We start from the raw sequence: 12,627 nt of genomic DNA on the forward strand, positions 1-12,627 counted from the left end.
ATGAAAAAGAAAATTTTAACCTTGATAATTGCGCTAGCAACGTTAAGTAGCTGCGAAAAATTTCTTGATAAACGAGATCCTACCGCAACATCCTTCGACGAGTTCTTCAATACCGAAGAAGATTTACGTCGGGTAGTCTACAGTAGTTATTTGGATGTTTTTATGGGACCAGGAGAACGTCGCCTGCTCTTCTATATGTTAGATGGTCGTAGCGATAACGCCTATGCTAGAATAGAGACAGACCACCATATGATCATTGCCAATGGCAATATGACAAGCAACGCACGTTTGGCTGAGTACTATTGGACATTATATAATAAACACGTGGGGCGGATCAATACTTACCTCGCGAATATTGACATTCCCTATGTGGAAAATGAGTCGATAAGACAAAAATATAAAGCAATCTTAGAAGCACTACGTATCTGGCATTATTTCAGGATCACTGAAGTTTGGGGTGACGTACCTTTTGTCCTAGTCCCGGTTACACTTGAAGAAGCAATACCTCCAGTAACGCCGAAAGCTGAAATACTGAACAAACTATTTGAAATGAGCCAAGATGTGGCAAACAGGCTCCCTGAAAATGAAGGTACCACAAACGCCTATATGTTCAACAAATACTCCTTCAAAACGTTGGTCATGCGATATGCTCTTTACAATGGACGCTATGAGCTTGCCGCAACCCTTGCGAAGGAAATAATGGACAGTGGCAAATATCAACTTCACCCCCAATATGCTAGCCTATTCAATTATCAAGCAGACAAGACCAATAAGGAGTTTATCATCAAATTTGACATGGAAAGCCACAATAATTCTGCTACAAATTCCTTTCAGCATCTTGCCCCACAATATAAGACCGGAAATGGGCAATCTTATGTCGTTCCTTTGAAGTCTTTGGTTGATAGTTATTGGACACTACAAGGACGTTCGATTGACAAATGCCCCTTACACAGCAAGCAGGAATATGAGCTCAACCCCAAATTAAATCGTGATCCACGTTACACAGCAAGTATTTTTGGGCAGGGCGACCTATTCAACAAAGAAAAAATAGATATTTATGATTCAAAGAGTCTATTCTATTATCAAAACTTACGAAGCAGCCGATCGGGCTATTGGTTTAAGAAATTTGTCGATGAAGCTGATGCATTTCGGACGGGAGGTAATATGTACTTTCCTTTGGCACGCTACGCAGAAGTGTTATTGACCTATGCCGAAGCCAAAATTATGCTGAATAACGTAGATGAATTAGCGAAAAGCTGTATCAATCAGATTCGACAACGTGCAGGACTCGATATGAATGTAGCAGATGTCAATCTCACGGTGAGATCTCAACAAGAATGGATTGACTTAATTCGCAATGAACGAAGAGTCGAATTTGCCGGTGAGGGGCTGCGCTATAGTGATATTCTTCGATGGAAAACAGCAGAAGTAGTTCTTAATCAACCTGCATTGGGTCATATGCGACAAAGTGCGGACGGGAAATCTGAGGTGCTTAAAATTGAAGATAGAAAATTTTTGAAACATCAATACCTCTGGCCTTTCCACGAAAGTAGCTTTCAAGTCGAACCCAATCTGATCCAAAACCCGGGATACTAATGAAACAATAAAACAAGGGTAGCGCTTATACCACGCTACCTTTGTTTTATTCCTGCCGACTGCTATCTTTAGGAATTTCAGGCAATTGCGCACTAGTATGCCCATCAATTTTTTGTGCTGCGGCCATTGAAACTACCAAATCATTCAGCATAGTGCTTGCTGCTGTTGGTGAATTTGGAAGCAAGACCAAATTGCTTCTGCTATTTGCTCCAATGGCATTCAGCGTATCATAATGTTGCGTCACGACAATTAAGGCAGAAGCTTCCTGTGCATTGATATTGGCCGCATTCAGCATTTTTACCGATTCTTCCAGTCCCTTCGCAATCTCTCTTCGCTGGTCTGCAATCCCCTGCCCCTGTAATTTTTTAGATTCTGCTTCAGCTTTTGCAACGGCAACAATTCGTATTCTTTGTGCCTCAGACTCATATTCTGCGGCAGTTTTCTCGCGTTCAGCAGCGTTGATTCTGTTCATAGCATGTTTCACCTGTTCATCAGGATCAATATCTGTCACCAATGCTTTGATAATATCGTAACCGTAGCTTTGCATCGCATCCTGCAATTCACTTTTTACAGCAATGGCAATATCGTCTTTTCTTACAAAAACATCATCTAATTTTGTTTTTGGAACTTCAGCACGCACAACATCAAAAACATACGATGTAATCTGATTTTCGGGATTCTCCAGACGATAATACGCGTCTTTTACATTATCTCTGATTACCTGATACTGAACAGAAACTTTCATCTTAATGAAAACATTATCCAATGTTTTGGTATCAATTATGACATCCAATTGCTTTATCCTAAGATTCAGCCGCTTAGCGATCTGATCCAAAAATGGAATTTTTAAATGCAAACCGGCATGACTTACTTTTAAAAATTTACCCAGCCTTTCTATCACGGCCGCAGACTCTTGCTTTACCGTATAAAATGAAGCAAATAATGTAATAAGTCCAAAAAAGACCAAAATTCCTAAATATAGCATAACCTTAAATTTAATATTGGTGATCTACAAACTTACACGTTTACATTGTCATTCTTCTACTTCTTACATAATTTTTCGATAAAGTTCCGAAACTCGGTTATCCATCCTAAAGATAGCCCAACGCTACATTTTACTGTGCTAGCCAAAGCTGTGTTCTTTGCAATCTTGGCATAAGCCCCCCGCGATGTCCTTGCAAAAGCTCACTTTCAAAACGAAGCCGCTGCTATTAAAATAGCTATCAAGGTTAATTGGCGTTTAATATTTATTCTGGTTGGATAATGACATAATGGATAAATTGAAATTCGGTTTTAATGCGTGTACGGATGCGGGTAATTGCTTCGGTAATATATTCTGTATCAAGATCATCCTTAAAATCAATGATAAGCATCAATATAACGTCTTCAGGAGACTGATAGGTAGACAGCAAGCTCCGACTTTCCCTGGCGAGAATAAACGAAACAAAAACCAACAGCACCCCAACAATTACAGAAGCTAATCCATCCAATTCGGGAATCTGCAGGGAATGGCTTAGCGACATGAGGATCATGACAATCAATAGTCCCGCCACTGCTGCTCCATCCTCAATCCATATAATATCAACAGCTGATTAGCCGTATCAACTGTGGAATGAATTCCTTCAGAAATCATAGAAGAACTGTTGGTAAAAGATTCGGCGATAAATTTGGTCAGCGCTATCAGTAGATTGGCAGCAAGGGCACTGTAAATTGATGTTTTATTATTGTCCATGATATAATAGCCTCTATTTTTTGCTGTCCGCCATGAAATATTATACTTAAAATTATTCGATACTATTATTTTCAAACTGCCGTCACCCAATTTTTGTTTGCTTTAAATAGCTTCAAACATGGTTTAGTGCGATTTTTGTTATTTATCATTAAGATGACCCGTACTTTTACCTTTTTTAAAGTAGTTTTATATCCATATAATTGTCTTTATAACACCATACGACATCTTTATGAACAGCTCCGAACAAATAGAACAATTACGAATTGAAAATCTCGAGCTCAACAACCGGATTACTGAACTAACTGACTTTATCGACAGTGCATCTCTAGCACTACATTGGGTTAACCGGGAAGGGGTTATTATTTGGGCCAATCAAGCTGAACTTGACCTTCTTGGTTATCGTAAGGAAGAATATATTGGTTTCCCCATTGCAGACTTTCACACAGATCAGGATACCATTTCGAAAATCCTACACATGCTTTTAAATAATCAACGTGTGGAGGATTATCCAGCAAGTCTGAGGTGCAAAAATGGAGATATAAAGCATGTTGTTATAAATTCCAGTGCTTTGATGAAGGATGACGAATTTGTCCATTCGATGTGTTTTACCAAAGATGTTACGGAAGCCGTACTTGCAGAAAAAAGAAGAGATAAACTCACAGCAATCCTGCAGGAGAAGGAAGAGCGACTTCGCCTTGCCATCGCCTCTACCGGACTTGGGACCTGGGATTGGGACGCTGCGAAAGGAATAGTTCAACTTTCCCCACAGGCTCAAGAAATTTTGGAACTTTCTGCCCCAATCCAAAAGAAAGAAGCGATGATAACGCTCATCCATCCGGAAGATCAACCCGCTATTTTCCAGCAAATGAGAGGGCTGAGCGAAAATAAAATGGACGGCCATTTTGAGTTTACCTGCCGCATTATAAGACCTATCACACATGGGATTGCCTTTGTAAAAATCACGGGATCGGCTTTCTTTAGCGGCAGCAAAGAATCGCGCAGGATTATCGGAGCGCTTATGGATGTGACAGATCAGAAAAAAGCGACAGAAAAAAGTGCCGAACTCGCAGCCATTGTTAACTCATCCTACGATGCGATTATCGGAAAGACACTAGACGGTATTATAACCAGCTGGAACGACGCTGCGACGAATCTTTTTGGCTATTCAAATGCGGAAATGATCGGTCAGTCCATCCTAAAATTAATTCCACGAGATAGGCATTCTGAAGAAGATTATATCCTGGGGCGAATGCGCATGGGACATTCCATCAAGCATTTTGAAACTGTTCGGCAGACAAAATCAGGCAAATTGGTCGATTTGTCGCTGACGATATCCCCCATAAAAAACGATCTCGGCGAGATCATTGGTGTATCAAAAATTGCACGGGATATCAGCGAAAAAAAGCAGGAAGAGAAGCGAAAAAATACGTTTATATCCGTAGCAAGCCACGAACTCAAAACACCGCTCACCACAGTCTTGATGAGTGCGCAGATGATGCAACAGCATGCAACTATATTTGGTGAAAAAAGTGCCCAGATAGGAACTAAGATCGAATCCCAAGTAAGAAAAATGATGCTCATGATTGCGGATTTTCTAAGTATAACGGAGGTAGACGAAGGAAAATTGCAACTTCACCAAACCATTTTTCAGCTTGACAAATTAATGCAGGACTGTATTAATGATTTGGAAACGAATCGGCACAGCATTGAACTGCGTTGCGATCCTACCGTTCATATTTTAGCTGACTGGCCCAAAATGGATCAGGTTTTTGCCAACTTACTTAACAATGCCATAAAATACTCTCCCCACGGCGGAACGATTATTATTGGCACGCAGATAATAGGCGAAAAAGTACGTATATATGTTCAGGATGAAGGGATTGGAATCGAGCCCAAACATCAAAAAAATATTTTTAAATCATTCTATCGGGTGGATAACCTAAATACTTCTAACATATCTGGATTTGGCATCGGCCTATATTTGGTCGCAGAAATCCTGCGAAAACATGGTTCACAGATACACGTTCAAAGCGCCAAGGATAAGGGATCTATTTTCTATTTTGATTTTCCGTTCACCTACGCTTCAAACTAAATAAATCAATAAGCCTACTAGGTCTACATTCCAGCAGATCTACAGTATTAATATACCGACTAGAGCAGCCCGACCTCACTTTGTCTAATAACTAACTCTTTCTGGGCAAATTGTAATTCGAGTTTTTTCTTGAATTGTTTCCAGTAGGCATAGTCGATTTCAGCAACCATGATTTCATAAACCACATTCTCGTCTTTAATTGACTGTTTTTTAGGATCGATCCATATACCAATGGCAGGGGCACGCGTATAAGCTGTTATCCCGCCAAAGTCTTTAATGAGCTGCTTCCTAATATCCTGAAATAGTTGAGCGGAGAAGGGTGTTCCCGACGCATCGTAGAGTGGAAGAAAAAGTTCAATTTTTTTGATGGGCTGACTGTTACTTTTTGCTTTTTCTATTGCCTTACATGCATCTTTAGCACTTAGAATTTTCAAAGGCTGGAAATTTTTGCCTTCCTGTTTATTATAATTTATGAAGAACTGTTGCAGTTCATCGAGCACGGTTTCAGGCAATTGGGCGACACGATGAATGTGACCAAAGACGGCTGAAGCCTCTGGCACAACCAAAAACCGGTCATTTTCTACAGTTTCGCCATCTTTATTCTGCTGTATCGCCTTTATTGCACCAATTATTCTGCATTTCAATATACAGCCAGGAAACGTCCCTTGTTCCGAAATAACGATAATATCCAAAGGGTCACCATCCTCTCCTACCGTGCCCGGGATAAAACCGAAATCATAGGGGAAAACTGAGCCCAAAGGAAGGTATTTTGCTAGAACAAATCCGCCACATTTTGGCTCATAGTTGTATTTAGCATTTGAATTTTTGGGTGTTTCAACCGTGCAGAATATGTATTTCATCGTCATTTATAAAATGGGTTTCGGCTCAATATCGACTTATTAAAACTAATGAGTTTTATAGTGAACAGTAGCATCTACAATTTCGTTTACGATTTTATAACAAATTTAAAGCGTCTAGGTCTTTACACCTTTTGCCTTTTTGATAGATTGCTCTATCTTTCCCAAACGCTTTCTCCAGGCCATGACTTGCGGTTCTTCATATCTTGGAAGGCCATCCTCCTGCATTAATCCCAGTACTTTGGCCAAACGCTGACTTAAGTCCGCTGACCCACCGTTCAGCTTCTTCCATTTGCGCTGATCTTTCAACAGATCATTTTCATAGGCAGCGAGTGCCTTCTTTATGGTACTTAGCTCTTTCTTGTACATTTTCTGCCTATGATATACAATCATGAGCCGATTATATGCAGCGGTATGCAGCTTATCCTTTGCGATAACTGTATGATAGTTTTTGACAGCATCCTCCAATTTGCCTTCGGATTCTAACAATTTAGCCTGTTTCATTAATTCGTTGATAGACAGACGTGCTGTGGATCTTTGATCAGCCATTTCAATACGATTGTTCGAGACCATAAAACGCGGGTATGAGCCCGGATCATAAAGCGATTGCCTTTCCTAGGGAATCTCGATAGAAGGACAAGATTCAGCAAATAATAGTTTGTCTACTGATTACATCCTAACTAGAACCTTTTCACCCCGCAACTATTCCAGCGTTGCTAGCTGAAATTCTTCAGTACGAGGTTAGCATTTTAAACGAATACACAATTGGTTAAAACTAATTCCTGTATAGTTCGGTTTACTTTCTAAAATCTCAAACTTAATCATTTTAAAACTAAGTCATTATGAGCACTATTCTGATAAAAGATATCATTCAGCAATTAAAGGATGTGGAGCACGCCGATCTATGGATCGATGAAAATTTTGAAAAAAAATTAGCTACGGTGACCGAATCATCTGTTTATGAGCGTCCTATCCCAGAAATGCACAGTGTAGCGGAACTGATGTCGCATCTCATTGAATGGCGTAAGGAGGTTCTGAGCCGTTTGAAGGGAAATCCACGGGGACTCGAAATGAACGAAGCTAGGAATTGGCGAACGAATGACGAACTGAAGACAACAGGCTGGAAAAAGCTGTTGGAAGATTTCTGGGATAGTCAGCGACACGTTATTCACTTTCTCAACGGCAAACACGATTCCTTCCTCGAACAACCCTATAAACATGCGAATCCTGATTTCCCGCATAACCTCAAATACCTCCTGACAGGCCTTATCCATCACGATTTTTACCACCTGGGTCAGCTGGGTATCACTATTAAATTTTTGAAGCTAAAAAACACGTGAATGTAATATGAGATAGTTGCGTTGGTCATTTTTTTGAAACGATACTGTTTTGACCACTGTTTATCTAGAAATCAAAACTCATAAGATCATGAAAAGAATATTTTTGACCCTAGCAATTGCATTTTCTATTGTTGCTGTCCAAAGTTGCGGCAATGCAAATAACGACAGCAAAAAAACAGCAGACAGTATCAACGAAACAAAAGCACCAGAAAACATAGACGATAATAATACGGCAACGACGCCTGTTGCTGTCAGTGAAGACGATGCAAAATTCGTTACTGAAGCAGCGAACGGTGGCATGGCTGAGGTAGAACTTGGAAAACTGGCAAAGGAAAAAGGCCAGCATCTGGATGTAAAAGCCTTCGGCGAAATGATGGTTAAAGATCATTCCAAAGCAAATGATGAACTTGCAACACTTGCACAAGCAAAAAATATCACGCTACCAGCCACCTTGGGTACAGATGAGCAAAATTTGAAGGATGAATTGTCCAAAAAGTCGCCCGGAGACTTCGATAAATCGTATATCGAAGATATGGTTAAAGACCATGAAAAGGATATCAAGCTGTTTGAGGACGCTAGTAAAAATCTTAAAGATACCGAGCTGAAAGCGTTTGTAGATAAAACTCTACCAACACTTAGAAACCACTTAGATCATGCTAAAAGTGTAAAAGATAAGTTGAAATAATAGCAAAACACAGGGGCTGGTATAGGATATTGGTCCCTGTCTTTTTTAATTACACCTCAACTGCCCCAGCGATACGAAATCCTCTCCTCGGGTATTATCGCGCTCCGATCTTTTTTTAACGAACTGTCTGCTTGCGTTTCTGACGCAATCGCCCCTATATTTGTCGTATTTTCACAGTATTTTCCTGGGAAATCGTAATGATATTTGTCATGTACATTTTAAATAAATTCGTTATGAACACACGTATCAAAACCAATACTATTTTTAAATCATTACTTTATATCATTATGATGATTACTGTTATGCAATCTTATGCCCAAATTAAACCCTCGGCTCAAGGTTTAGTACACCTTAAGGACAGCAAGGTATATTATGAAGTTTATGGTACTGGAAAACCGATTGTATTATTACACGGCGCTTTTATGACCATCAGCACAAACTGGAGTCAGCTCATACCCGAACTGTCAAAAAACAGGAAAGTCATCGCCATTGAGTTGCAGGGCCATGGCCATTCACCCTATTCTGATAGAAAATTTGACCACGCCATACTTGCAGCTGATGTTGCCAAAGTGATGGATTATCTGAAAATTGAACATGCTGCAGTGCTTGGCTACAGCTTTGGAGGGGCAGTAGCCTACCAATTTGCCATTCAGTATCCGAAGCGTTTAGATGAATTAGTCATTATTTCTGCTACCTATAAAAGTAAGGGATGGATGCCGGAAATTAACAAAGCCTTCCAGAACATGAAACCAGCACTATTTGAAAATAGTCCGATGCAGCAAGCCTATGAAGCCGTTGCTCCCGACAAAACAAAGTGGACAAAATTTTTGGAACAGATGATCTCATTGGCACAGCAACCATATGATCTGGGAGACGCAAATATTGCCAAAATATCTTCACCTGTACTCTTGATTGCTGGAGACAACGACGGTCTAGACAAGATCGAGCTGGTAAAAACATATCAATTATTGGGCGGTGAAGTGGTTGGTGACTTTGGACAAATGCCGAAGTCCCAATTAGCTATTATCCCAGGACAAAGCCACGTCAGCCTGATAGGCCAAACTGGTAGCATTTTAGGTTATCTGAATAGCTTTTTAAAATAAGTCCTGTAGAGGGAGAAGAACTTATGCATATTATTGAAGAAAACCATTCTGATTTTATTTAACTTAGTGTATAGATAATATAAAACCTAGATTAAACCTAATTGAAATCAATAGCGATTGTATATTCACCATGTATGAAACGTCAGCCAAACTTCCTCTGGATAATGCTGTCTATTTTACTATTAACATTTAACCAATTCGCTCAAGGAGCAATCTCAACAAATAAAAATAAACTGCTTCATACTGTTAAGGTTGTTTATTTTTATCCTGCTGACGCAAAACTGTCTTCCGATTGGAAAAATCGTCTCGACCGAACATTGAAGGACATCTCCTCCTATTACAAAACTGAGCTTGGAAATTCGGGGTTTAAAAGTGATGGTATCCCTTTTGAGGCAGACGATTCGGGTTATCGGTACCACTTGGTTCAAGGGTCGAAACCCTCAAATGATTATACAATAAATTCAGGGCGTGAAATAGAAAATGAAATCTTCGAGAAACTGACGCCTGCTATCAATCCAAATACCGAACATATCCTTATTATTACTGCCTTAAGCCATAAAGATGAAAATGGGACCTACGTCTTTCATTCGCCATACTATGGCAGGGGCTCTGCTTCCTCGGGCTTGTGCATGGTTGCCGACTGCGAATTGCTAGATCCGGCATTACTCACGGATGCAAGCACCAAAATAACTTTTACAGAGATGTTTGCCACAAATAAAGAATCTACTGTAGGAGAGTTCAACAGTTGGTACCTCGGTGGGATAGCACATGAAATGGGCCACCTATTTGGATTACCACACGATCATGGTTTTCCAAATGAGTTCAATCCAAACACGATTTCCTTAATGGGAGAACATGGTAGCAGGCACTACAAAGTCGAAAAATGGGGTGGTTTAAAATCAGCTAAATTTTCCAAAGCCTCAGTTTTTCAACTAAGTAGTCATCCCATATTTACACAGCGACCAAAACCTATCCTACAAAAAAACGAATTCCTATTACAATCATTTACGCTATTTCAAGCTGAAAATACGACAAAATTAAAGGTTCAGTACCGTGCAGGTACAGTACCATGTGGCGTTGTAGCACTGATCCGCCCTTATAATATCTCAGAGTATTTGAGCAACAGCTTTACCGCTGTAGTCAATCAGAGCAATTCTGTAGAAATTGATATTGCTCCTTTTGAAGGCAATATACCCTATGAAATAAGAATGCTATTTTTATTCGACAACGGATCAGTTAAAGAATACCGAAAAATGGTTAGCCATAGTAAAGAAGGAGATTTCCTAACCCTTAACAATTTTGGTCAGGCTACCGTCAATGACCTGATTAGAGTAGTAGAAAATGACAGCCTGGATAATCAAAAACAAGCCAAGTTGAGTGTCTTAAATCAATTGTTGCAGGACGACCACCCTATCAACCTTAGAACCATAAAAAAGGACAGTATCTTTCTTTCTGAGGCAGCATGGGAAGAAGCTTATGTAGGTTGGGAAAACCCAGCGAGAAATTATTACACAGCAGAATCTAATGCTTTATTTTTTCTAGAAAACAACGCTAAAGTATATCGCAAAGGATTATATGCCCATGCACCATCCCTGTATAAGTACAAGCTTGCAAAAAAGTGGCGACAATTAAAGATCATCGCAGCTTTACGCGACGGCTCACAAAAACCAGAAGGCATTCAATTTATCATCCGTGGTAATGGGAAAATCCTTTCTTCCCATAACGTCAAACCCAACGAACAGTATCTTTTTGATCTTGATATCACAGGTGTCGATCATCTTGAGCTTCTTACGCAAGATCAAAGCGGCAACAACTTTAATGCCTGGTCAATTTGGTGCAACCCATGTCTTATAAAATAAACAACGACGACCACTATTTATCAAGTTCGCAAAGGTATTTCCAGAAGGTTATATATTCCCGGAGCTCGCCAAACAATTTGATCTCACTGCTATATCTACTGATTGCGGCTGTTAGGCCTCATGAAAATTAGGATAAACAGGCTTTTCATCTGCTCCTGAATATAAGCCCTGAAATCATTTGATTTGCTAATGAATAGCGAATCAAATGATTTTCCCTATATTTAATCACCGTTATGCGACGAACATAATCGTTGACAGTTTGAAGGATAAAAAATGGTTAAACTACCTCAATCTTATTATACTAATACAAATACCATATTCCTGGCGGAAGATCTGTTAGGAAAAGTTCTCTATACGCAAAAAGATGGCCTGGTAACAGCGGGTAGAATTGTCGAGACCGAAGCTTACTTTGGCATTATGGATAAAGCATCCCATGCATTTAACGGAAAGAGAACATCGAGAACCGAGCCGATGTACAAGGAAGGTGGCGTCGCCTATGTATACCTCTGTTATGGTATTCACCATCTGTTGAATATTGTGACTTCTGGAGCAGACGATCCCCAATGCGTTCTAATTAGAGGGATTGAACCGTTGGTTGGCATTGACGTAATGGCATTGCGGAGACCTGTGCGGCCCGAAAAACCCTCCTTCTCCAACGGACCGGGATCTACGGCTAAAGCTTTGGGAATTGACGCCTCATTTAATGGCGTATTATTGACCGGTGATAGCATATGGATTGAAGATCAGGGAATAAAATACAGTTCAGCACAAATCGGAAAAGCAGCACGAATCGGTATCGCTTATGCTCAGGAGCACGCAGTCCTACCCCTGCGTTTTTTTGTAAAGGACAGTAGATACGCCAGGAACGGATAACATAACAATGCGGTTTATTACTGAACTTTTGGGTCAGCCTGCTGTTTTTTGATTATTTTCCGGAACAAGATAAATTCTAAGATGGTGCTGGCTAGATAAATAACGGAGAACAGAAGCAGCATTTTTAACGGGTCAAGAACCATATGATATTTATAAAATCCAACCAAAATATAAATGATCAGTAAGATCAGGCAAACAGCCGGTATTCCCGAAAATGTCAAAAACGATAATCCTTTATTACGGCGAATTTTTTCGATATGATTTAGAAAAAATAGTAAGGAACATAAAATCACCGCGAAAAGATAAATTGTTGAAAAACCCAAATTGACAATAATATCCAGAATAACGATGATTGTCTCGAGAAATCCCGTAGCAGCCGTATCCGTCTCTGCGATAACAAGTCGGTACAGTACAAATAGCGCGACACTTATCAATACATTAACCAACCAAAATCTGAATATAATTTTTCCCATATTACTTCGTATTTTAC

General features: G+C 39.9%; 13 protein-coding genes. 7 read left to right on the forward strand and 6 right to left on the reverse strand.

The window, feature by feature from the left end; all coding sequences use genetic code 11:
* On the forward strand, positions 1-1,596 hold the full coding sequence (locus BGP15_RS12035; RefSeq protein WP_115048156.1) for a RagB/SusD family nutrient uptake outer membrane protein: 1,596 nt from the start codon (positions 1-3) through the stop codon (positions 1,594-1,596).
* Between the two features lie 46 nt (positions 1,597-1,642).
* Here the strand turns inward: BGP15_RS12035 and BGP15_RS12040 are convergent, their stop codons facing one another.
* The 3 genes from BGP15_RS12040 to BGP15_RS12050 form a co-directional block, all read right to left on the reverse strand.
* Positions 1,643-2,581: an SPFH domain-containing protein gene (locus tag BGP15_RS12040; RefSeq protein WP_070568567.1), complete on the reverse strand. Its 939-nt coding sequence runs from the start codon at positions 2,579-2,581 to the stop codon at positions 1,643-1,645.
* A gap of 262 nt (positions 2,582-2,843) precedes the next feature.
* Complete coding sequence (locus BGP15_RS12045) at positions 2,844-3,149, reverse strand: cation diffusion facilitator family transporter (protein WP_286709492.1); 306 nt, start codon at positions 3,147-3,149, stop codon at positions 2,844-2,846.
* Positions 3,134-3,403 (reverse strand): cation efflux transmembrane domain-containing protein, encoded by a 270-nt coding sequence (locus BGP15_RS12050; protein WP_286769650.1) that lies wholly within the window; start codon positions 3,401-3,403, stop codon positions 3,134-3,136. The genes BGP15_RS12045 and BGP15_RS12050 overlap by 16 nt, the downstream gene beginning before the upstream one ends.
* A 154-nt stretch (positions 3,404-3,557) precedes the next feature.
* Between BGP15_RS12050 and BGP15_RS12055 the strand changes: the two genes are divergently transcribed.
* Entirely contained in the window at positions 3,558-5,420 is a 1,863-nt protein-coding gene (locus BGP15_RS12055; protein ID WP_286769651.1) for a PAS domain S-box protein, read from the forward strand.
* A 59-nt stretch (positions 5,421-5,479) separates the two neighbouring features.
* On the opposite strand, the gene BGP15_RS12060 is transcribed toward BGP15_RS12055, so the two are convergent.
* Positions 5,480-6,280, reverse strand: coding sequence for an inorganic diphosphatase (locus BGP15_RS12060; protein ID WP_286769652.1), 801 nt, complete (start codon positions 6,278-6,280; stop codon positions 5,480-5,482).
* Between the two features lie 114 nt (positions 6,281-6,394).
* Positions 6,395-6,826, reverse strand: a complete 432-nt coding sequence (locus BGP15_RS12065) for a tetratricopeptide repeat protein (RefSeq protein WP_147282023.1) — start codon at positions 6,824-6,826, stop codon at positions 6,395-6,397.
* A gap of 293 nt (positions 6,827-7,119) precedes the next feature.
* Here BGP15_RS12065 and BGP15_RS12070 point away from each other — a divergent pair, with 293 nt between their 5' ends.
* The 5 genes from BGP15_RS12070 to BGP15_RS12090 all read left to right on the forward strand — a co-directional run bounded on the left by BGP15_RS12070 (position 7,120) and on the right by BGP15_RS12090 (position 12,137).
* Positions 7,120-7,617, forward strand: a complete 498-nt coding sequence (locus BGP15_RS12070; protein WP_286769653.1) for a DinB family protein — start codon at positions 7,120-7,122, stop codon at positions 7,615-7,617.
* A gap of 88 nt (positions 7,618-7,705) precedes the next feature.
* The gene (locus BGP15_RS12075) at positions 7,706-8,302 is read left to right on the forward strand and encodes a DUF4142 domain-containing protein (protein WP_046675942.1); all 597 of its coding nucleotides are present in this window, start codon (positions 7,706-7,708) and stop codon (positions 8,300-8,302) included.
* Between the two features lie 233 nt (positions 8,303-8,535).
* On the forward strand, positions 8,536-9,405 hold the full coding sequence (locus BGP15_RS12080) for an alpha/beta fold hydrolase (protein WP_286769654.1): 870 nt from the start codon (positions 8,536-8,538) through the stop codon (positions 9,403-9,405).
* Positions 9,406-9,539: 134 nt separating this feature from the next.
* The gene (locus tag BGP15_RS12085) at positions 9,540-11,264 is read left to right on the forward strand and encodes an NPCBM/NEW2 domain-containing protein (protein ID WP_115048140.1); all 1,725 of its coding nucleotides are present in this window, start codon (positions 9,540-9,542) and stop codon (positions 11,262-11,264) included.
* Between the two features lie 273 nt (positions 11,265-11,537).
* The gene (locus BGP15_RS12090; protein ID WP_115048138.1) at positions 11,538-12,137 is read left to right on the forward strand and encodes a DNA-3-methyladenine glycosylase; all 600 of its coding nucleotides are present in this window, start codon (positions 11,538-11,540) and stop codon (positions 12,135-12,137) included.
* A 17-nt stretch (positions 12,138-12,154) separates the two neighbouring features.
* Here the strand turns inward: BGP15_RS12090 and BGP15_RS12095 are convergent, their stop codons facing one another.
* On the reverse strand, positions 12,155-12,610 hold the full coding sequence (locus BGP15_RS12095) for a hypothetical protein (protein ID WP_115048137.1): 456 nt from the start codon (positions 12,608-12,610) through the stop codon (positions 12,155-12,157).
* Positions 12,611-12,627: the final 17 nt, after the last annotated feature.

Origin of the sequence: Sphingobacterium sp. 40-24 (assembly GCF_001899705.1) — a bacterium.
GTDB lineage: Bacteria > Bacteroidota > Bacteroidia > Sphingobacteriales > Sphingobacteriaceae > Sphingobacterium > Sphingobacterium multivorum.